Source organism: Emcibacter sp. SYSU 3D8 (assembly GCF_039655875.1).
Classification (GTDB): domain Bacteria; phylum Pseudomonadota; class Alphaproteobacteria; order SMXS01; family SMXS01; genus RI-34.
Genome location: NZ_JBBYXK010000002.1, coordinates 506,513 through 527,242, shown reverse-complemented (window position 1 = coordinate 527,242; position 20,730 = coordinate 506,513). Strand labels below are relative to the sequence as shown.

Sequence of the window (20,730 nt, the reverse complement as noted above, 5' to 3'; positions counted from 1 at the left end):
CGAACCGCCGGCCTAGACCAACCGCCGGATCGCCGTGATCGGCACCGGGTTCTTCTTGGCGATTTCGGCGGCCACGTAGCGCAGCGGGTGGGGCGAGACCATCATGTCCCAGGCGTTGGCGTGGAGCAGCACGCCGTCGTCGATCACCAGACCCACATGGCCGGGGAAGAACACCAGGTCGCCGCGCCGGGCGAGGCGGGCGTCGGGCTCGATGGGCTCGCCGAGGCCGGCGGCCTGCATGTCGCTGTCGCGCGGGCAGTTGAGGATGCCGGCAAAGCGCAGCGAGGTCTGCACCAGCCCCGAGCAGTCGAGGCCCATGCTGGTGTTGCCGCCCCACAGATAGGGCACGCCGATGAATCGGATGGCGGTGGTCAGGTAATCGGCTTCCACCTCGGCCACGGGCTTCAGGTGCCCAGTGAACAGATAGCCGCCGCCATCGATGGCGGTGAATTCGCCGTCGTCGCCCGTCGCGGACACGGTCGCGCCCAGGCTGGCGGCACCCAGCACCGGCGACTTCAGGTCGGGCTGACGGTAGATGAAGCTGCGCAGCGCGGCTACCTTGTGGGTCGCCTCGGGTCCGGGGTCGCCCAGCGCTACGCTCGGCATGTAGCCCACATAACCATCGGCGGCGAGCTGGCACCAGGACCAGCCGCCCGCGTCCTCGTAGACGGTCACCGCCTCGCCCATCAGCGCCTCGGTCAACCGGCCCGAGCCTGTGTCCGGCCGCTTGTGCAGCGGCGCATAGGGCAGCCGCACCTGTTTGGCCACGCCCTTGGCGTAATTGGCGACCTTGACGACGGCGCGCAGATAATCGGCGGCCAGATCCTCGCGGGCCGGCGTGATGCGTGGGTCGCCCCTCACGGGCTGGCACCTGTCACGCGTCGAAGCCTGCCGTGACGATGATGTCCGAAAGCTGGCCCAGATAACTTGAGCCGCGCGGCGTCCGGTCGATCAGCACGTTCCGCTTGTCGGTCATGTCGCGCCGGCGCTTCAGCAGGCCGAGCCTGCCGAGGGTATCGAGCGCCCTGGTCACCACCGGCTTGGTGATGTCCAGTTCGGCGGCGAGACCGCGTACCGTGTGCGGGCCGGGAGTGAGATAGACGGTAAGCAGGATCGCCATCTGACGCGATGTCAGATCGTGCGTTTCCTCGCCACGGACCAGCGTGCTTACGGTGTTCAGCCAAAGGCTCAGTGCCTGGGGATTTGTAAGTTGTAAAGTCATAGAAAGATTATCGGTTTGCGCGGTTCTTTTACAAGCGGCCCCACAACGATTTTAACGGGCAAACCGGGACCTTATTAGGTCGAAGACAGCCCGCATTGCCATCACTTCGCCACCAATGAGGCGGCCGGCCCGCTTGTCGGGATTCCACGCATAGATGTCAAGGTGGATCCAGCGTTCTGGCCTGGCCACGAAACGCTTCAGAAACAGCGCCGCCACCACCGCGCCGGCGAAGGGGCCGCCGTCATTGCGCAAATCGGCGATATTGCTTTTCAGGTTGTCCGCATAGGCCGGCCACAACGGCAGCCGCCAGACCGGGTCGGCCGTCGCCTCTCCGGCTCGGGAAAGCGCCGTCGCCAGGTCCTCGCCATCGGTGAAATAAGGCGCGACTTCGGGGCCAAGAGCCGAGCGTGCGGCACCCGTCAGGGTTGCAAAATCGACGATCAATTCGGGCGATTCTTCGCTGGCGAGCGACAGGGCGTCGGCCAGAACCAGTCTTCCCTCGGCGTCGGTGTTGCCGATTTCGACCGTCAGGCCCTTGTGGGTGTCGATCACATCGCTGGGCCGGAACGCGCCGCCGGACACGCTGTTCTCGACCGCCGCCACCAGCACCCGCAGGCGAACCGGCAGGTTCAGGGCCGCGATCATATGGGCCAGGCCCAGCACATGGGCCGCGCCGCCCATGTCCTTTTTCATCAGCGCCATGCCCGAACCGGGTTTCAGGTTATAGCCGCCGGTGTCGAAGCACACACCCTTGCCGACCAGGGTCACCTTGGGATGGGACGGATCCCCCCAGCGCAGGTCGATCAGCCGCGGCGGCCGCTCGCTGCCCTTGCCGACCGCGTGGATCGCGGGGAAGTTGCTGTCGAGAAGATCCTCGCCGATGACGCTGGTCGCTTCGGCGCCGATGCGCGCGGCCAGGTCGAACGCCTCGCGCTCCAGTTCGGCCGGCCCCATGTCGTTAGGCGGCGTGTTGATCAGGTCGCGGGCCAGGAACGTGGCCCGGGCGGCTGCCTCCACATAGGCGCGGTCGCAGCCGTCGGGGATCGCCAGATGCGGATGCGGCCGCGGCGGTTCGGCGTCCGACAGCTTGTACCGCTCGAAACGGTAGGTGCCGAGCGCCCAGCCCAGCGCCGCGGTGGTGGCGAAGGCGGCATCGGGGACGCCGTCGAAGGCATAATTTCCCTGTGGCAGGATGGCGGGCAGCCCGGCGAAGGTCCATGGCGACAGCGGCCCGTCGCCGCTGCCCAGCCCCAGCAGCACGCGGCCAACATTGCCATCGCTGCCGGGCAGCGTGACGATCTGCGCCTTTTTTGCCTTGAAGCCATGAAGATCGGCCCATTTGCGGACCGGTCCGGGTTGCGCTTCCAGCCAGCCCGGCAGGGCGGCCTCGGTCAGCGCCGTGATGGCGACGGTATCGTCCGGACGGTTGTCGGTGAGGAAATCGAACACGAGCGCCCCTGCCTGTGAATTTCGGTCGCTCCGTATGTAATGCACCAGGCGCGGCGGACCAAGGGCTTCGCGGCGTGGCTATAATATGAGCGAAACTCTTAATTGACCAAAAAATGCACAATGCCTGCCCATGGATTGTCCGGGCCGGCGCTGCGGCGGCCCTCATACTGCCGGTAACCCGGAAATTGCCCGCTTGGCACGGGAGTTGCTTGTTACCCAAGGCATGGTGGCTAGGGTTCCGGCGCGAACAAATCGCGCGACTGGTCCGAGAGCCGCCGCTCGTCCGGTGAACAGCGGCCGAGTACACGGCGGGACAAAAGCCCGGGAGGTCACCATGATGCTGGGATTGGCATCATACTTTCGGCCTCGCCAATCCTCGGATCAGCACTCGTATTTGGAGGATTGGAACTATGCAGAAAACATCCAGGTTCATCGCCGCGCTGGCGATCGCCGCCATGACGCTGACGGCCTTTGCCGCACCGGCAAGCGCCGCCAAGAAAACCGAATTCAAGTTCGCGTGGTCGATCTACGCCGGCTGGATGCCATGGGGCTGGGCCGCCGATCAGGGCATCGTCAAGAAATGGGCCGACAAATACGGCATCAAGATCGAGGTGGTGCAGTTCAACGACTACGTGGAATCGATCAACCAATATACCGCCGGCGCCTATGACGGCGTCGTCGCCACCAATATGGACACGCTCGCCATCCCGTCGGTCGGCGGCGTCGACACCACGGCGCTGATCGTCGGCGATTTCTCCAACGGCAACGATGCGCTCATCCTCAAGGGCAAGACCAAGCTGCCAGACATCGTCGGCCAGAAGGTGAACCTGGTCGAGCTGTCGGTGTCGCATTATCTGCTGGCCCGCGCCTTGCAATCCATCGACAAGGCCGAGAAGGACGTCACCGTGGTCAACACCTCGGACGCCGACATGGTGGCGGCCTGGAAAACCAGTGACGTGACGTCTGTGGTCACCTGGAACCCGCTGGTTGCCGAGATTCTTGCCGACAGCAATGCTCACAAGGTCTTCGATTCCGCCCAGATCCCCGGCGAGATCATGGACCTTTCGGTGGTCAATACCCAAACCCTGAAGGATAATCCCAACTTCGGGCGCGCGCTGACCGGCGCGTGGTACGAGACCATGAAGATCATGAGCTCGGACACGCCCGAAGGTAAGGCCGCCCGCGAGGCCATGGGCAAGGCCTCGGGCACCGACCTGGCCGGCTACGATGCGCAGCTTGCCACCACGCGCATGTTCTACAAGCCTGCGGAAGCCACCTCGTTCACCATGGGCGGCACCCTCTACAAGACCATGGACCTGGTGCGGAACTTCCTGTTCTCGCACGGCCTGCTGGGCCAGGGCGCGGCCAGCGCCGACGTGGTGGGCATCGCCTTCCCCGACGGCAAGGTGCTGGGCGACAAGGACAATGTGAAGTTCCGCTTCACCGCCGCCTATATGAACGAAGCCGCCAAGGCCGAATAAGGACGTGACGATGGACGCGACGGCGGGCGGCAGACCGGTCAAGCGCAAGCGCATGATCAATGTCTATCCGACGCGGGGTACGGCGCTGTTCCTGGCGGCGCTCCCCTTCATTCTGCTGCTGCTCGCCTACCTTTTCGCATCGGCGGCCCGGCTTGCCATCAACCCTGACGACAAGCTGCTGCCGTCGCTCGCGTCTATCGGCGCCGGCTTCGCCCGCATGGCGTTCGAGGCCGATCCACGAACCGGTGACGTGCTTTTGTGGGTCGACACCGCGGCCAGCCTTGCCCGATTGCTGGCCGGGCTGGCCATCGCCACGGTGATGGCCGGGGTATTCGGCATCGCCATCGGCCTGGTGCCCTATATGCGGACCACTTTCAATGGCTTCGTCGGGGTCATCGCGATGATCCCGCCGCTCGCCATCCTGCCGATCCTGTTCATCATCTTCGGGCTGGGCGAGACGTCCAAGGTGGCGCTCATCGTCATTGGCGTCGCGCCCGTGGTGATGCGGGACATGATCCTTCGGGTCGACGAGATGCCGAGGGAGTTGATGGTGAAGGCCCAGACGCTCGGCGCCTCGACGTGGCAGATCGCCCTGCGCGTGGTCGTGCCGCAGATGATGCCCAGACTGATCGATTCGGTCAGGCTGTCACTGTGCTCGGCCTGGCTGTTCCTGATCGCGGCGGAAGCCATCGCCTCCCAGGCGGGTCTCGGCTACCGCATCTTCCTGCTCAGGCGTTATCTCGCCATGGATACGATCCTGCCTTATGTGGCCTGGATCACCCTGCTCGCCTTCGCCCTCGATTTCGGTCTGCGGCGGTTGCAGCGCAAGGCCTATCCCTGGTTCGCGCAGGGGAGAAGCTGATGACCGCCGTCAGCGTCCAGAACGTCTGGAAAGAATATGACGGGCGCATCGTGCTCGAGCAGGTGTCGCTCGAGGTCGAGCCCCATTCCTTCGTGTCGCTGGTCGGCCCCTCCGGCTGCGGCAAGTCCACCTTCCTGCGCATGCTGCTCTCGGCGGAGACGCCCACCAGGGGCGACATCCTGGTCGAGGGCGAGCGTCTCCCCGATGAGCCCACCGCCGATCGGGGTGTGGTGTTCCAGCGCTATTCCGTGTTTCCGCACCTGACGGTGCTGGAGAACGTGATGCTGGGCATGGAATTCGCCGCCGCGCCATTCCTGGGCATGCTGTTCGGCAAGGCGAAGCGGAAAGCCCGCGACGAGGCGACCGAAATGCTGACCGCCGTCGGGCTGGGCGATTTCATCAACCTTTATCCCAGCCAGCTGTCGGGCGGCATGCAGCAGCGCCTCGCCATTGCCCAGGCGCTGGTCAAGCGGCCGCGCATCCTGCTGCTGGACGAGCCGTTCGGCGCGCTCGATCCGGGCATCCGCGCCGAGATCCACGTGCTGATGCTGAAGCTGTGGCGCGAAACCCGGATGACCGTGTTCATGGTCACCCACGACCTGTCCGAGGCGTTTCATCTCGGCACCCGGGTCATCGCCTTCGACCGGCTTCGCAACCGGCCCGAGGAACGCGAACGCTACGGCGCCACCATCACCCATGATCTGGCCGTCTGGCCGCCGAAATACCCCGTATCAGACACGCACACTGCCTCGGGTGGGACGACCCACCTGCTCGACGAGCTCGAGGCTTTGCCGGGACGGCCCGGCGTCGGTCAATAAGGAGGACATCATGACCGCGCCAGACCAGGCCACCCCGGAGGAATTCCGCCGCCGCTACGAGCAACTGAGGGCCGGCGCCCACGACATGTCGCCGCGTCTCGCCCAGGCGGCGCAGGAACCATCCAACCCCGCACGCATCAAGCCCAGGAAGGTCGTCCACCGGGAAATCATCCCCGGCGGCTGGTACTGGGGCATGGTGATCCCGCGCGGGCAAACCCTGCGCATCGTCAATGGCGGCACCGGCAGCGTGTCGGCGCTGTTCTGGAACATCGACGATACCAGCGAGCGCTACAACGCCGGCGACACCGTCAAGGTGCAATGGCACGCCAATTTGTCGAAGGGCCGGGTGCTGTTTTCCGACATGGGCCGGGTGTTGATGTCGATCACCGATGACACGGCGGCGGGCCGGCACGATTTTATCGCGGGCGGCTCGACGCCGTTCAGCAACGTCCGCAAATACGGTGACGACACCTTGCGGAACAGCCGCGACAATTTCCGGCTGGCGGCGGGCAAGCACGGCATGGGCGTCAAGGACGTGCCGCCATGCGTCACCTTCTTCGCCGGCGTCAGGGTCGGCGAGGATGGCCGCTTCACCTGGGCCGGTGGTCACGACAAGGCCGGCGATTATGTGGATTTGCGCGCCGAGATGAACGTGCTGGCGGTGTTGTCCAATTGCCCGCACCCGCTCGATCCATCGCCGGTCTATGCGCCTAAAGCCGTCGAGGCGATCGTCTGGAGGTCGCCCGGCCCCGGCGACGACGACCTCTGCCGCACGGCGACGGAGGAAGCCATACGAGGCTTCGAGAACACCGATCCGCTGTTCGACGGCAAGGCATAGGGAGGCGGACATGACAAAGTTCATCGAGCGTGATTACGCGGCTGCTGCCTACGATTTCGTCATTCCCGCCCAGAAGCCGTGGTCGGGTGTCGTGAAGCAGGGCCAGGTGCTGCGCATCGTCGACCTGGAAAGCCAGCAGGCCGTCGACACCATTCTCTACAACGCCCACAACACCACCGAGCGGTACAGCGCCCAGGACACGCTGACAGCCCAGGGCGCCGCCTATATCGAGGCGGGGACGGCGCTGATGTCCAACGAGGGCAACGTGATGGCGACGCTGGTCGCCGACACCTGCGGCCGCCACGACACCTCGGCCGGCGCCTGCTCATGCGAGAGCAACACCGTGCGGTTCGGCCACCAGACCAGATACATGCATGCCTGCCGCGAGAACTTCCTGCTCGAGGTCTCGAAATACGGCATGTCCAAGCGGGACATCGTCGGCAACATCAACTTCTTCATGAATGTGCCGATCAGTCCGGACGGCGAGGTCAACATCGACGACGGCATCTCCGAGCCGCTGGGCTATGTCGATCTGGAGGCGGCCATGGACGTGCTGGTGGTGATCTCCAATTGCCCGCAGGTGAACAATCCCTGCAACGGCTTCAATCCCACGCCGATCCGCGTGCTGATCTGGGACGCGGCGTGACATGTTCAACAAGGTCCTGATCGCCAACCGAGGCGAAATCGCCTGCCGGATCATCCGTACCCTGCGCCGCATGGGCGTCGGCTCGGTCGCCGTCTATTCCGACGCCGACCGCCATGCGCGCCACGTGCTGATGGCCGACGAGGCGGTCCGCATCGGTCCGGCGCCCGCCGCCCAAAGCTACCTTGACCAGCAGGCCATCATCGACGCGTGCACCGCGACCGGCGCCGAGGCGGTGCATCCCGGCTATGGTTTCCTCAGCGAGAACCCCGGCTTTGCCGAGACGCTCGATCTTCATGGCGTCCGCTTCATCGGTCCGAGCGCGGACCACATGCGCGCATTCGGCCTGAAGCACACGGCGCGCGAGATCGCGGAGAGAAGCGGCGTGCCGCTCCTTCCCGGCACCGGCCTGCTGGCCGACGTCGGCGAAGCGATGCGCGCCGCGGCTGAAATCGGCTATCCGGTCATGCTCAAGAGCACGGCGGGCGGCGGCGGCATCGGCATGCAACTGTGCCACGGCGAGGCTGAACTCAGCGCCCGCTACGAGGAAGTGAAGCGCCTCAGCCAGAACAATTTCGGCGACGCGGGCCTGTTCATCGAGAAATTCGTCTCGCGGGCGCGGCACATCGAGGTGCAGGTCTTCGGTGACGGCAAGGGCAATGTGGTTGCCCTGGGCGAACGCGACTGCTCACTCCAGCGGCGCAACCAGAAGGTGGTCGAGGAAACCCCCGCGCCGAACCTGTCGGCCCGGAATCGCCTCGACCTGCACGCCGCCGCGGTCGCGCTGGGCAAGACCGTCGACTACGAATCCGCCGGCACCGTCGAGTTCGTCTACGATGTCGACGCCGAGGCCTTCTACTTTCTCGAGGTCAATACCCGGCTGCAGGTCGAGCATTGCGTCACCGAAGAGGTGTTCGGCGTCGATCTGGTGGAATGGATGGTGCGCCAGGCGGCCGGCGAGACACTGTCGCTGGACGTGCCCGAGCCGAAGGGTGCGGCCATCGAGGTGCGGATCTACGCCGAAGACCCCGCCAAGGATTTCCGTCCCAGCGCCGGCCGGTTGACCCAGGTGACATTCCCCTGCTCGGCGCGTGTGGATGGCTGGGTGGAGTCCGGCACCGAGGTGCCGCCCTATTACGATCCCATGCTGGCCAAGCTGATCGTCTCCGGCCCGACCCGCGCCGCCGCGGTCGAGAAGCTGGCCGACGCGCTCGACAAGTCCGCCCTTTACGGCATCGAGACCAATCTGGCCTATCTTCGCGAGATCGCCCGGTCACAGGTATTCCGCGACGGCAAGGCGATCACGGCGACCTTGAAGTCGTTCCCGTTCGTGTCGAAGTCGGTCGAGGTGCTGGCGCCCGGCGCCCAGTCGAGCATCCAGGACTGGCCCGGCCGCATCGGCTACTGGAATGTCGGCGTGCCGCCGAGCGGCCCTATGGACGCGTTCTCCTTCCGCCTCGCCAACCGGCTGGTCGGCAATGACGAAGGCGCGCCGGGCCTCGAGATCACGCTCACGGGCCCGACCCTGCGCTTCGGCTGCGACGCGGTCATCGCGCTGGGCGGGGCGAAGATGAAGGCGGCGCTCGACGGCGAGCCGGTCGCCTGGTGGCGGACGCTGACGGTGAAAGCCGGGCAGACCCTCGCCATCGGCGGCATCGAGGGACCCGGCAACCGGGCCTACCTGGCGGTCGCGGGCGGCTTCGACGTGCCCGACTATCTGGGCTCGGGCGCTACCTTCGGGCTGGGCGGCTTCGGCGGCCATGCCACCGGCACCTTGCGCACCGGCGACGTGCTCCGGCTGAGCGGCACGGACGTTGCTCCTGTTCCCCAGACGCTGCGCGCCGATGCGCTGCCGCCGCTGACGCGGACCTGGGAGATCGGCGTGCTCTACGGCCCGCACGGTGCACCCGATTTCTTTACCGAAGCCGACATCGAGACCTTCTTCGCGGCGGAATACGAGGTGCACTTCAACTCCTCGCGCACCGGCGTGCGGCTGATCGGGCCGAAGCCGCAATGGGCGCGGGCCGACGGCGGCGAGGCGGGCCTGCATCCGTCCAACATCCATGACAATGCCTACGCCATCGGCGCCGTCGACTTTACCGGCGACATGCCGATCATCCTCGGCCCCGACGGCCCCAGCCTGGGCGGCTTTGTCTGCCCGGCGGTGATCGTGGATGCCGAATTGTGGAAGACCGGACAGCTCAAGCCGGGCGACAAGGTGCGGTTCCGGCGGCTGGAGCTGGAAGAGGCCGCGGCGCTGCGAAGGGCGCAGGACGCGGCGGTGATGAACCTGGCCGCGCCGCCGCCGGTCGTGGCGCCGGTCACCCATCACCGGGACGCCGTTCTGGAGCGTTATTCCGAGGATAACGTGCCGGTGTGCTACCGCGCGGCCGGCGATTCCTACCTGCTGGTGGAATACGGCCCGCTGGTGCTCGACATCGCGCTGCGCATGCGGGTCCACGCGCTGATGCAGGCCATCGAAGCCGAGAACTGGCCCGGCATTATCGACCTGACACCGGGCATCCGCTCGCTGCAGATCCATTACGACAGCATCGCCCTGCCGCTGGGCAAGCTGCTGGACGGCCTGAAGGCGCTGGAAGTGAGCCTGCCCGACGCCAAGGATATGCGGGTGCCGTCGCGCATTGTCCATCTGCCGCTGTCGTGGAACGACGACCAGGCGCAGCTTGCGGCGCAAAAATACATGGAGCTGGTGCGGCCCGACGCGCCGTGGTGCCCGTCCAACATCGAGTTCATCCGCCGGATCAACGGGCTCGATAGCGTCGACGACGTCTACAAGCTGTTCTTCGACGCCAGCTACATGGTGCTCGGCCTGGGCGACGTCTATCTGGGCGCGCCCGTCGCCACGCCGGTCGATCCGCGCCACCGGCTGGTCACCACCAAGTACAATCCGGCGCGCACCTGGACGCCGGAGAACGCGGTCGGCATCGGCGGCGCCTATCTGTGCATCTACGGCATGGAAGGGCCGGGCGGCTACCAGCTGGTCGGCCGCACCATCCAGGTGTGGAACACCTGGCGCCAGCCGAAGCCGTTCGAGCCCAAAGTGCCGTGGCTGCTCCGGTATTTCGACCAGATCCGGTTCTTTCCGGTGTCGGCCGACGCGCTGCTGGAGGCCCGCGCCGACTTTCCCCATGGCCGCTACAAGGTCGACATCGAGGAGACCAGCTTCAGCCTCAAGGAATACACGCATTTTCTCGATGCCAACGCCGACGGCATTGCCGCTTTCAAGGCGACGCAACAGTCGGCGTTCGAGGCCGAGCGCCAGCGCTGGGCCGAGCAGGGCCTCGCCACCTATGTGGGCGAGGAGACCGTCGCCGCCATTCCCGACGAGGCCGCGCTGCCGGAAGGATCGGTGGGCGTCGAATCCCACGTCCCCGGCAATGTCTGGAAGCTGGTCGCCGAGCCGGGCCAGTCGGTCGAGGCCGGCGACACCCTGGTCATCGTCGAATCCATGAAGATGGAGCTGGCCATCATTGCCCCGGTTGCGGGCGTGGTCAGCGAATATCGCTGTCAACCCGGCCGTCCCGTGCAGGCGGGACAGGTCGTCGCCGTATTGAAGGCCGCCTGATGCCCTTGTCATCGTTTCAGATCGAAGACCTCCTTGCCGCCTATCGCGAGGGCCACACCACGCCCGAGGCGGTGATCGCCGAGGTCTATGACCGGATCGAGGCTTGGCCCGACAAGGCGGTGTGGATCAGCCTGTTCCCGCGCGAGGAGGCGCTGAACAAGGCTCGGGCGGTGGCCGCGCGGCCCGAGGGCGTCGACGGGTTGCCGCTCTACGGGATCCCGTTCGCGGTGAAGGACAACATCGACGTGGCCGGCCTGCCGACCACGGCGGCCTGCCCCGACTACGCCTACCAGCCCTGGGAGAACGCCACGGCGGTGCAACGCCTGCTCGACGCCGGCGCCCTCGTCATCGGCAAGACCAATCTGGACCAGTTCGCCACCGGCCTCAACGGCACGCGCTCGCCCTATGGCGCGCCGCGCTGCGTGTTCGACCAGGACTATATCTCCGGCGGCTCCAGCTCGGGCTCTGCCGTGGCCGTTGCCTCGGGCATGGTCTCGTTCTCGCTCGGCACCGACACGGCCGGGTCGGGCCGGGTGCCGGCGGCGCTCAACAACATCGTCGGCGTCAAGCCGACCAAGGGCCTGCTCAGCACGGCGGGCGTGGTGCCGGCGTGCCGGTCGCTCGATTGCGTCACCGTGTTCGCGCTCAATGTGGGCGACGGCAACCGGGTGCGGCGCATCGCCTCGGCCAATGACGGCGACGATCCCTATGGCCGGACCATGACGCCAAAAGCCCTTCCGCTGCGCGGCTTCCGCTTCGGCGTGCTGGCGGAAGAAGACCGCAAGTTCCTGGGCGACCGGGATGCTGCCGGCCTCTACGACCGCGCCTGCGAGCGGCTTGCCAGTCTGGGCGGGCAGGCGGTTTCCTTCGATTACCAGCCCTTCCGCGCCGCCGCCGCGCTGCTCTATGACGGGCCGTGGGTGGCCGAGCGGCTGGCGGCGATCCAGACCTTCTTCAACAACAACCCCTTGATGGTGCATCCGGTGGTGCGCCAGATCATCCAGGGCGGCCGCCGGTTCAGCGCCGTCGATGGGTTCGAGGGACAATACCGGCTGAAGGCGCTGGAACGGGTGGCGGCGCGCGAGTGGGAAAAGTTCGACTTCATGCTGCTGCCCACCTGCCCGACCACCTACACGGTGGCGGACATGGAGGCCAATCCGGTCGAGTACAATGCCAATCTGGGCCTCTACACCAATTTCGTGAACCTGCTGGATTGCTGCGGCCTCGCCGTGCCGGCCGGCAAGCGCCGCGACGGCCTGCCGCTGGGCGTGACCCTGATCGGCCCGGCCTTCACCGACGACGCGCTCGGCGTGCTGGGCGACCGGCTGCACCGGGCGCTGGTCGAGAGCGCCGGCGCCACCGGCCAGCTGCTGTCGGCCCGCTCGCTGGTCGCCGAACCGGCCGGCGCCGCCTGGGTGGACCTGGCCGTGGTCGGCGCCCACCTGCGCGGCATGCCGCTGCACCACCAGCTCACCGAACTCGACGCCCGATTCGTGCGCGCCTGCCGCACCGCCGGCAGCTACCGGCTGTTCGCGCTGCCCGACACCACGCCGCCCAAGCCCGGGCTGATCCGCGATCCGGACTTCAAGGGCAAGGGGCTGGAGATCGAGGTCTGGCGCCTGACCGACGCCGCCTTCGGCCGCTTCGTCGGCCGCATCCCCGGCCCGCTCGGCATCGGCACCATCGAGCTGGAGGACGGCACCAGCGTGAAGAGCTTCCTCTGCGAGGAATGGGCCGTGCGCGGCGCCGAGGACATCACCGGCTTTGGAGGGTGGAAGGGCTATTGCACCGCTTTGACGATAGGGACGGCGGGGGCGGCATCGCCGGGTTGATCGGTGGCGGCTCCTAAATCGGCTGTCATCCCGAGCATGGTGGTACGCCGAAGTCGCCGAACTGGCGCGGAAATGAGGACGTCCCCGTGCTCGATCGGCTGTTGGAATTCATAGTTGGCAAAGCGCACTGTCCGCAATCGACAACCCACTGCGGACGTTCGAGCTGTCTATGAGGACCGGTCCCTTGGAGGTGGGCTATGGATCAATTGCCGCCCCACGGTCATCGATGATTTGTTTCGAGACGGTCCTCAGCGCACCAGACCACAGGAACATTACCACCCCGGCGGAGAGCGACATCACCGCACCGATGGAAAGTCCAAGCCTGGGCGCCGTGTCCACAGGCACCAGAGTGAACAACACCGTCATCAATAAGCCGCCAGCGGTCTGTCCAGAAAGCCGAGCGAGGCTCTGCAGCCCACCGGCAGCACTGCTGCGCTCGCGCGGTGCGGACAGGAATATATTGCGGTTGTTAGGCACGTTGAAGAGACCGAATCCGATTCCGCAGAGGATAGTGCAAAAGCTCAATGTTAATGGTCCGAAGTACACCGGCAGGATCGCGGCGAGGCCCAGTCCGACCGAGAGGAGTACCCCACCAGCAAAGCAAAGCCATGCCGGCGAAATCCGGTTCGCCAGCCGGCCAACAACCGGCGCCATGGATGCCACGGCCAGCGGCCAAGGCGTGAGGTACAGACCAGTGATCACTGGCGACATGCCACGCGCGTTCTGGAAGTGGAACGGCAAGGCGACCAACGCTGCACTCACACCCGTGAAGCACATCACGGACGCGATGACCGATATACCCAAAGACGGCGTGCGCAGCAGGTCAAGCGGAATGAGAGGTGAAGCGTAGCGCGACTCTCTCTTCACCAGCAGAACCGCAATTGCCGCAGCTCCAACAACGAGCGCCCCTGCGAGCACAGGGCAGTTCGGCGCAATCTGGACTCCGATAACTATAAGGGCGAAGAAGCATGCGCTGAGCGCAACGCTCAGGAAGTCAACGGGTTGGCCCGTACCCCTCACCCTCGGAAGCGAACACGCTGCAAGCAGCACCATCAACCCGATTGGCAAATTGACAACGAACAGCCAAGGCCATGGCGCCACGGAAAGGATCGCCGCACCGAGCATCGGGCCCGCTGCTGACGTAAGCGCCACAGTCAGCGCGTTCCAGCCGATAGCGGCGCTTAGGCGATCCTTTGGAACTATGAAACGCAGCAGTGCGATTCCGAGGGACATTACGGCGGCGCCGCCAAGCCCTTGGACAAAACGCGCGGCTACCAGGATGTTTAGCGATGGCGACAGCGCACAAATGATGGACGCGAGGGTGAATATTGCGGCGCCCGTCAGGAATACACGTCGGTAACCTAAGCTTTCACCAAGCGCAGCGGCCGGAAGCAGGCTAATGACAAGGCCAAGTTGGTAGGCGGTCACGACCCTGACCGCCGCCGCCGGCGTCACATGCAAGGCCCGCTCAATGGTCGGGAGGGCAATGTTGGCGATAGCCGCGCCGAGCACCACTAGTACCATCGCGGCCAGCACTGCGGCGATGGCAAGGGTGCGCCGCGGCTCGGCGAATCGCTCCCAGTCATCGAGCGCTAAGACAGAGGGGGCGGTCATTGGCCACTCGTCGTCCAGTAGCCATCGCGTTGGACGTACCGGCTCACCCGATGGTCGACTTCATCCTCCACCTTCAGATCCCGCTCGGTGAAGCGGAACAGGATTGCGGGACCGGAGACGCACAAGGTGTCATGGATATCGCCGGGCAGGTACACCTGCGCCATCCCGGGCTTTAGGAGTTTGGTGTTGCGCTTCGCTAGGCGGACCTGACCAGCCGGAGTTTCGGTCCGGCCGTAGGTTCCCATCTCGCTCTCGCCTTGCTGGACGGCATAGACCACCCAGCTCCGCCCATGGTCGTGCGGCGGGCGGTAGAGGCTGGTCATCTCGACGTGGGCGAGAAGGACAAACCCATGCACCGGATCACGATACAGTTCGCTTCTGGCCGGCAGATCGCGGTGTAAGTCCGCAAGCCACGGTTCGTCGGTCGAAGCCCGCGCTAGGGTCTCCAGATGCAGCCGGGCTGCATCGGCCAGCTCTGTCGTTAGCGGCCCCCACATTGAACTCAGGGCTGCCATGGAGTCTTCGAGAGTATTCTTAGTCATTCCATCCTCTTTCGGCTTAGGACTGCAGCTAGGTTTCACAACAAGCCTAGGACGGCCGAATACGTGGCGGAATGCGCAACGATTGCAGGTTATTAGTGCATTTGACGCCACATGTGGCAAAGTCGAGTCATGTCAGGCCCCGACCTCAATCTGCTCGTAGTTCTCGATGTTCTGCTCGAGGAAGGCAGTGTGGTACGTGCCGCCCGCCGGCTCCGTCTTAGCCCGTCAGCGATGAGCCGTTCTCTTGCCAGGCTGCGGGAGACGACCGGTGATCCGCTGCTCGTGCGGGCTGGTCGCGGCCTCGTTGCGACGCCCCGCGCACTTGAGCTACGTGGGCGCGTTGGGGCGCTGGTGCAGGAGGCGCAGTCCGTTTTACGTCCCGCTGACGCAATGAGTCTTTCGACGCTGGAGCGCACCTTCACACTGCGCACCAGCGATGGCTTCGTTGAGAACTTCGGACCGCGCCTCTTGGCCCGCGTCAAAGCCACGGCACCAGGCGTCCGGCTCAACTTTCTCCAGAAGCCAGACAAGGACAGCACGCCTCTGCGCGAGGGTGCGGTCGATCTGGAGACGGCTGTCGTCGAGCCGTCTATGGGGCCGGAATTGCGTGCTCAAGCACTGTTTCACGATCGCCTCGTCGGCGCCGTGAGCATGGACCATTCATTTGCAGCAGAGGGTGTTACCGCCAAGGACTACGTGCAGGCGTTGCACGTTATCGTCTCACGTAGCGGCTTCGACGAAGATGCTGTCGAGCGGCCTTTCCTGCCAAACAACCTCTCACGCCGCGTCGTCAGCGCTGTGAGCGGCTTTGCAACTGCGCTCGCGCTGGCGCGCAATTCAGATCTCGTCGCCACGGTTCCTGAACTGCACACTTCCGCGCTGAGGAAAGGAATGTTCAGCTTTGCCGTGCCGGTAAGGACGACAGGCTTTACGGTCTCAATGGTCTGGCATCCTCGGTTGGACGCCGACCCGGTCCACCGGTGGCTCCGCGCATGCATAAGGCAGGCCTGCACTCCTACCGACGTGGATTGACGTCCGGCCGTGAGCGGTGCTCTGGGCGCCGTTTAGGGCGCAGGGCTGCCTTGACGACCGTTCGAGGCAAAGGTTCGCTTTCACCCATAGCGGATTACAGTTTTGCTGTCCAAGGACCCTACGGCGGCCAATCTACGCTCTCCCTACGAACGTCACCAGCACAGTGCCCTCGGCCACCTGATCGCCCGCGGTAACGCGCACCTCGTCGACGGTGCCGGCCGCGGGCGCCACCAGAACGTGCTCCATCTTCATGGCCTCGAGGATCACCAGCGGCGCGTGTTTCGCCACCGCCTTGCCCGGCTCGGCCAGCACCTGCGCCACGCGGCCCGGCAGCGGCGCGCGGATGTCGGATGCGCTGGCTGCGGCGTCGTCGCCCGCCGCGTCGGCCTGCACCAGTTCCAGCTTGTGGGCATGGCCCCTGCGCAGCACGGTGATCGCGTCGCCCTCGGTGAGCACGTGGACCGATGAGCGCACGCCGCCGAGGCTGACGGCCAGGTCGCCGTTGGCCTCCTGCGCGAAGGCGGCGGGCAGGCTTTCGCCGTCGATCTCGAGGGTCAGCGACGGCGCATGGGTCACGGTCACGCGGCGCTCGGCGTCGCCGTCCTTCAGCACGAAGATTTCGCACGGCGGCAGGTTCATGCGCCATGCGGTGCGGTCGTCCCACGGGTCGGCGGCGGGCTGCGTGCGCGCCGACAGGATCGACAGCACCGCCGCGCCGAGCGTTTCCCTGTCGGCAGGCTGGGCCGCCGGGATCAGGTCGGCGGCGTGCTCGTCGATGAAACCGGTGTGCAGGTCACCCTTCAGGAACGCCGCGTTGCCGGCGATGGCGGCGAGGAAGCCGAGGTTGGAGGCGATGCCCGCCAGCCTGGTCTGCTCCAGCGCCGTCTCCAGCCGCCGCGCCGCGCCGGTGCGGGTTGTGTCCCAGGCGATCACCTTGGCGATCATCGGGTCGTAGAAGATGGAGATGTCCTGGCCTTCCTCGACGCCCGAATCGATCCGGACATGTGCGCTCTCCGGCGGGAAGCGCAGGCGCTTCAGCGGCCCGGCCTGCGGGAAGAACTTCTTCGCCGGGTTCTCGGCGTAGAGCCGCGCCTCGATGGCGTGGCCGTTGATGGCGAGCTGGTCCTGCGTCAGCGGCAGCGCCTCGCCCGAGGCGACGCGGAACTGCCATTCGACCAGATCGGTGCCGGTGATCATCTCGGTCACCGGATGCTCGACCTGCAGCCGGGTGTTCATCTCCATGAAGAAGAAGTCGGCGTTGGCCAGCCCCTCGCTGCCGTCGACGATGAACTCGACCGTGCCCGCGCCCCGGTAGCCGATGGCCTTGGCCGCCGCCACCGCCGCGCCGCCCATGCGGCCGCGCAGCTCTCCGGTCATCCCGGGCGCGGGCGCTTCCTCGATCACCTTCTGGTGGCGGCGCTGGATCGAGCATTCGCGCTCGAACAGATGGACCGCGTCGCCATGGATGTCGGCGAACACCTGGATCTCGATGTGGCGCGGGCGGGACACGAATTTCTCGACCAGCATGGTGTCATCGCCGAACGCACTCATCGCCTCGCGCCGCGCGGCCTTCAGTTCCTTGTCGAACGACGCCGGATCGTTTACCCGGCGCATGCCCTTGCCGCCGCCGCCCGCCGCCGCCTTGATCAGCACCGGATAGCCGGCATGCTCGGCGGCCAGCGCCAGCATCTCGTCGGACTGGTCGGCGCCGTGATAGCCGGGGACGACGGGGACGCCGGCCCTGTCCATCAGCGCCTTGGCCGCGCTCTTGTTGCCCATCTGGCGGATCGCCTCGACCGGCGGGCCGACGAACACGATCCCCGCCGCCGCGCAGGCCTCGGCGAAGACCGCGTTCTCCGACAGGAAGCCGTAGCCCGGATGGATCGCCTCGGCGCCCGACCTGACGGCCGCCTCGATGATCCGGTCGATCTTCAGGTAGCTTTCCAGCGCCGGCGGCGGGCCGATCAGGTGCGCCTCGTCGGCGAAGCGGACATGGGGCGCGCCGGCATCCGCCTCGGAATGGACGGCGATGGTCCGCATGCCCATGCGCCGCGCGGTGCGCATGACGCGCAGCGCGATCTCACCCCGGTTGGCGACGAGGACCGAACGGAACATGGCTACATCCTGAAGACGCCGAAGCGGGTTTCGGGGATCGGCGCGTTGAGGCTGGCCGAGATCGACAGGCCCAGCACGCGGCGCGTGTCCGCCGGGTCGATGATGCCGTCGTCCCACAGCCGGGCGCTGGCGTAATAGGGATGGCCCTGTTCGTCGTACTGGGCGCGGATCGGCGCCTTGAACGCCTCCTCGTCCTCGGCCGGCCAGCTCTCGCCGCGCGCCTCCATGCCGTCACGCTTGACGGTGGCGAGGACGGTCGCCGCCTGCTCGCCGCCCATCACCGAAATCCGCGCGTTGGGCCAGGTGAACAGCAGGCGCGGGCCGTAGGCGCGGCCGTTCATGGCGTAGTTCCCCGCGCCGAACGAGCCGCCGATGATCACTGTGAACTTGGGCACTTTCGCGTTGGCGACGGCCATGACCATCTTCGCGCCGTCCTTGGCGATGCCGCCGGCCTCGTATTTGCGGCCGACCATGAAGCCGGTGATGTTCTGCAGGAACACCAGCGGGATGCGCCGCTGGCAGCACAGCTCGATGAAATGGGCGCCCTTCAGCGCGCTTTCCGAGAACAGGATGCCGTTGTTGGCGACGATGCCGACCGGAAAGCCCCACAGCCGCGCGAAGCCGCAGACCAGGGTATCGCCGTAGAACCGCTTGAACTCGTCGAAGCGCGAGCCGTCCACCAGCCGGGCGATGATCTCGCGCACGTCGTAGGACTGGCGGCCGTCCTTCGGGATGATGCCGTAGATGTCCTCGGCCGGATAAAGCGGTGCTTCCGGCGCGGCGATGTCGAGCCCGTGGGCCTTGCGCCGGTTGAGGTTGGCGACGATCCGCCGCGTCATGGCGAGCGCATGGGCGTCGTTGCCCGCCAGATGGTCGGTGACGCCGGAGATGCGCGAATGCAGGTCGCCGCCGCCCAGCTCCTCGGCGCTCACCACCTCGCCGGTCGCCGCCTTCACCAGCGGCGGGCCGCCGAGGAAGACGGTGCCCTGGTTGCGGACGATGACGCTCTCGTCGGCCATGGCCGGCACATAGGCGCCGCCCGCCGTGCACGAGCCCATCACCACGGCGATCTGCGGGATGCCGCCCGCCGACAGGTTGGCCTGGTTGTAGAAGATGCGGCCGAAATGGTCGCGGTCGGGAAACACCTCGTCCTGGCGCGGCAAATTGGCGCCGCCCGAATCCACAAGATAGACGCAGGGCAGCCGGTTCTCGGCCGCGATCTCCTGCGCCCGCAGGTGCTTCTTCACCGTGACCGGATAGTAGCTGCCGCCCTTCACCGTGGCGTCGTTGCACACGATCATGCATTCGGCGCCGGACACGCGGCCGATGCCGGTGATCAGCCCGCCGGCGTTGATGGTGTCCTCGTACATGCCGTGGGCGGCGAACTGGGACAGCTCGAGGAACGGCGCGCCGGGATCGAGCAGGGCGTCGATCCGGTCGCGCGGCAGCAGCTTGCCGCGCGCCACATGCCGCTCGCGGGAGCGCGCGTCGCCGCCCAGGGAAATGGCGGCGGCCTTCGCGCGCAGATCGCCGACCAGCGCGCGCATGGCGGCGGCGTTGTCACGGAAGGTGTCTGACGTGGTCTTGATCGCGGTCGCAAGCGGCTGCATGACGTCTCCCCTGCAGCAGTTGTAACGCAGGCTGGCCGCTTTAATCCATAACCCGTCTTTGCGAGCGCAGCGCGGCAATCCAGCCGTTCCGTCGCACAGCCGTCAACGGCACGGCTGGATTGCCGCGTCGCCTCGCTCCTCGCAAAGACGGAGAATTTAGAGGAAAGGACCCTTTACCGGGTCGGGACAGGCTTCTCGCCGGAATAATCGTAGAAGCCGCGGCCGGATTTCTTGCCCAGCCAGCCGGCCTCGACATACTTCACCAGCAGCGGGCAGGGCCGGTACTTGCTGTCGGCCAGGCCGTCATACAGCACCTGCATGACCGACAGGCAGACGTCGAGACCGATGAAATCCGCCAGCTCCAGCGGGCCCATCGGATGATGCGCGCCCAGCTTCATGGCGGTGTCGATGGCCTCCACATTGCCGACGCCCTCATAGAGCGTATAGACCGCCTCGTTGATCATCGGCACCAGGATGCGGTTGACGATGAAGGCCGGGAAATCCTCGGCGTTGGTGGTGATCTTGCCCAGCTTGTCGGCGAAAACCTTCACCGCCTTGTAGGTGTCTTCCACCGTAGCGATGCCGCGGATGATCTCCACCAGTTCCATCAGCGGCACCGGATTCATGAAGTGCATGCCGATGAAACGCTCGGGGCGGTCGGTGGTCGAGGCAAGACGGGTCACCGAGATCGACGACGTGTTGGTCGCGATATAGGCGTCCTTGTTCAGGGTCTTGCACAGCTCCTGGAAGATGGCGACCTTCACCGTCTCCTTCTCGGTCGCCGCCTCGATGACCAGATGGCAGTCGGACAGCGCCGCAAGGCCGTCCACCAGACGAATCCGGTTCATGGCCTGGCGGTGCTCGTCTTCCTTGATACGGCCGCGGGCAACCTGACGAGACATATTGCCGTCGATGATCCCCAACGCCTTCTGGGCGGCGTCCGGATTGGCGTCCACCAGCAGCACGTTGAATCCGGCCAAGGCAGCAACGTGGGCGATGCCGTTGCCCATCTGGCCGGCGCCGATGATCCCGACTGTCTCTATCATGGCGTCTGCCTCGAGCCGTTGGAGTGTGGGATAAGTCCGA

At 66.0% G+C, this 20,730-nt stretch carries 16 protein-coding genes and 1 riboswitch; of the genes, 8 read left to right on the top strand and 8 right to left on the bottom strand.

Translation table 11 applies throughout. The features are described from left to right. Positions 1-12 precede the first annotated feature (12 nt). The 3 genes from WJU21_RS08345 to WJU21_RS08335 are packed head-to-tail and all read right to left on the bottom strand — an operon-like array spanning position 13 to position 2,671. Positions 13-861, bottom strand: coding sequence for a C40 family peptidase (locus tag WJU21_RS08345; protein WP_346322949.1), 849 nt, complete (start codon positions 859-861; stop codon positions 13-15). Between the two features lie 13 nt (positions 862-874). Next, on the bottom strand, positions 875-1,222 hold the full coding sequence (locus WJU21_RS08340; protein WP_346322948.1) for a MarR family winged helix-turn-helix transcriptional regulator: 348 nt from the start codon (positions 1,220-1,222) through the stop codon (positions 875-877). Between the two features lie 51 nt (positions 1,223-1,273). Then, on the bottom strand, positions 1,274-2,671 hold the full coding sequence (locus WJU21_RS08335; RefSeq protein ID WP_346322947.1) for a leucyl aminopeptidase family protein: 1,398 nt from the start codon (positions 2,669-2,671) through the stop codon (positions 1,274-1,276). Positions 2,672-2,890: 219 nt separating this feature from the next. Next, a riboswitch (guanidine-I (ykkC/yxkD leader) is annotated at positions 2,891-3,001 on the top strand. Between the two features lie 80 nt (positions 3,002-3,081). Here WJU21_RS08335 and WJU21_RS08330 point away from each other — a divergent pair. From WJU21_RS08330 to atzF, 7 genes are read left to right on the top strand one after another with little or no spacing between them, the layout of a single operon-like run. Then, positions 3,082-4,152: a putative urea ABC transporter substrate-binding protein gene (locus WJU21_RS08330; RefSeq protein ID WP_346322946.1), complete on the top strand. Its 1,071-nt coding sequence runs from the start codon at positions 3,082-3,084 to the stop codon at positions 4,150-4,152. 10 nt (positions 4,153-4,162) lie between these two features. Continuing rightward, complete coding sequence (locus WJU21_RS08325) at positions 4,163-5,014, top strand: ABC transporter permease (RefSeq protein WP_346322945.1); 852 nt, start codon at positions 4,163-4,165, stop codon at positions 5,012-5,014. Continuing rightward, a complete protein-coding gene (locus tag WJU21_RS08320; protein ID WP_346322944.1) occupies positions 5,014-5,832 on the top strand; it encodes an ABC transporter ATP-binding protein in 819 nt (272 codons plus the stop codon). Before WJU21_RS08325 ends, WJU21_RS08320 begins: the two co-directional genes overlap by 1 nt. 10 nt (positions 5,833-5,842) lie before the next feature. Then, complete coding sequence (locus tag WJU21_RS08315) at positions 5,843-6,670, top strand: urea amidolyase associated protein UAAP1 (protein WP_346322943.1); 828 nt, start codon at positions 5,843-5,845, stop codon at positions 6,668-6,670. 10 nt (positions 6,671-6,680) lie between these two features. After that, positions 6,681-7,316 (top strand): urea amidolyase associated protein UAAP2, encoded by a 636-nt coding sequence (locus WJU21_RS08310; protein WP_346322942.1) that lies wholly within the window; start codon positions 6,681-6,683, stop codon positions 7,314-7,316. Position 7,317: 1 nt separating this feature from the next. Continuing rightward, positions 7,318-10,899 carry an urea carboxylase gene (gene uca, locus WJU21_RS08305; RefSeq protein WP_346322941.1) on the top strand — a complete coding sequence of 1,194 codons (3,582 nt, stop codon included), beginning with the start codon at positions 7,318-7,320 and terminating at the stop codon, positions 10,897-10,899. Further along, entirely contained in the window at positions 10,899-12,731 is a 1,833-nt protein-coding gene (gene atzF, locus WJU21_RS08300) for an allophanate hydrolase (protein ID WP_346322940.1), read from the top strand. The genes uca and atzF overlap by 1 nt, the downstream gene beginning before the upstream one ends. Positions 12,732-12,926: 195 nt before the next feature. Here the strand turns inward: atzF and WJU21_RS08295 are convergent, their stop codons facing one another. Together WJU21_RS08295 and WJU21_RS08290 are read right to left on the bottom strand one after the other, a co-directional pair. After that, positions 12,927-14,345, bottom strand: coding sequence for an MFS transporter (locus WJU21_RS08295; RefSeq protein WP_346322939.1), 1,419 nt, complete (start codon positions 14,343-14,345; stop codon positions 12,927-12,929). After that, on the bottom strand, positions 14,342-14,887 hold the full coding sequence (locus WJU21_RS08290; RefSeq protein ID WP_346322938.1) for a hypothetical protein: 546 nt from the start codon (positions 14,885-14,887) through the stop codon (positions 14,342-14,344). The genes WJU21_RS08295 and WJU21_RS08290 overlap by 4 nt, the downstream gene beginning before the upstream one ends. A 129-nt stretch (positions 14,888-15,016) precedes the next feature. Here WJU21_RS08290 and WJU21_RS08285 point away from each other — a divergent pair, with 129 nt between their 5' ends. Continuing rightward, a complete protein-coding gene (locus tag WJU21_RS08285) occupies positions 15,017-15,919 on the top strand; it encodes a LysR family transcriptional regulator (RefSeq protein WP_346322937.1) in 903 nt (300 codons plus the stop codon). Between the two features lie 132 nt (positions 15,920-16,051). Here the strand turns inward: WJU21_RS08285 and WJU21_RS08280 are convergent, their stop codons facing one another. From WJU21_RS08280 to WJU21_RS08270, 3 genes are all read right to left on the bottom strand, one after another. Next, a complete protein-coding gene (locus WJU21_RS08280; RefSeq protein ID WP_346322936.1) occupies positions 16,052-18,034 on the bottom strand; it encodes a biotin carboxylase N-terminal domain-containing protein in 1,983 nt (660 codons plus the stop codon). A 2-nt stretch (positions 18,035-18,036) separates the two neighbouring features. Further along, positions 18,037-19,644: a carboxyl transferase domain-containing protein gene (locus tag WJU21_RS08275; protein ID WP_346322935.1), complete on the bottom strand. Its 1,608-nt coding sequence runs from the start codon at positions 19,642-19,644 to the stop codon at positions 18,037-18,039. A gap of 173 nt (positions 19,645-19,817) precedes the next feature. Further along, the gene (locus WJU21_RS08270) at positions 19,818-20,690 is read right to left on the bottom strand and encodes a 3-hydroxybutyryl-CoA dehydrogenase (protein ID WP_346322934.1); all 873 of its coding nucleotides are present in this window, start codon (positions 20,688-20,690) and stop codon (positions 19,818-19,820) included. Positions 20,691-20,730: the final 40 nt, after the last annotated feature.

What these genes read in the sequence shown, in the direction of transcription:
- uca (WP_346322941.1), top strand. Translation starts at nt 7,318, where the DNA reads ATGTTCAACAAGGTCCTGATCGCCAACCGAGGCGAAATCGCCTGCCGG.
- WJU21_RS08310 (WP_346322942.1), top strand. Translation starts at nt 6,681, where the DNA reads ATGACAAAGTTCATCGAGCGTGATTACGCGGCTGCTGCCTACGATTTC.
- WJU21_RS08275 (WP_346322935.1), bottom strand. Translation starts at nt 19,644, where the DNA reads ATGCAGCCGCTTGCGACCGCGATCAAGACCACGTCAGACACCTTCCGT.
- WJU21_RS08290 (WP_346322938.1), bottom strand. Translation starts at nt 14,887, where the DNA reads ATGACTAAGAATACTCTCGAAGACTCCATGGCAGCCCTGAGTTCAATG.
- WJU21_RS08285 (WP_346322937.1), top strand. Translation starts at nt 15,017, where the DNA reads ATGTCAGGCCCCGACCTCAATCTGCTCGTAGTTCTCGATGTTCTGCTC.
- WJU21_RS08325 (WP_346322945.1), top strand. Translation starts at nt 4,163, where the DNA reads ATGGACGCGACGGCGGGCGGCAGACCGGTCAAGCGCAAGCGCATGATC.
- WJU21_RS08330 (WP_346322946.1), top strand. Translation starts at nt 3,082, where the DNA reads ATGCAGAAAACATCCAGGTTCATCGCCGCGCTGGCGATCGCCGCCATG.
- WJU21_RS08295 (WP_346322939.1), bottom strand. Translation starts at nt 14,345, where the DNA reads ATGACCGCCCCCTCTGTCTTAGCGCTCGATGACTGGGAGCGATTCGCC.
- WJU21_RS08280 (WP_346322936.1), bottom strand. Translation starts at nt 18,034, where the DNA reads ATGTTCCGTTCGGTCCTCGTCGCCAACCGGGGTGAGATCGCGCTGCGC.
- atzF (WP_346322940.1), top strand. Translation starts at nt 10,899, where the DNA reads ATGCCCTTGTCATCGTTTCAGATCGAAGACCTCCTTGCCGCCTATCGC.
- WJU21_RS08340 (WP_346322948.1), bottom strand. Translation starts at nt 1,222, where the DNA reads ATGACTTTACAACTTACAAATCCCCAGGCACTGAGCCTTTGGCTGAAC.
- WJU21_RS08315 (WP_346322943.1), top strand. Translation starts at nt 5,843, where the DNA reads ATGACCGCGCCAGACCAGGCCACCCCGGAGGAATTCCGCCGCCGCTAC.
- WJU21_RS08320 (WP_346322944.1), top strand. Translation starts at nt 5,014, where the DNA reads ATGACCGCCGTCAGCGTCCAGAACGTCTGGAAAGAATATGACGGGCGC.
- WJU21_RS08270 (WP_346322934.1), bottom strand. Translation starts at nt 20,690, where the DNA reads ATGATAGAGACAGTCGGGATCATCGGCGCCGGCCAGATGGGCAACGGC.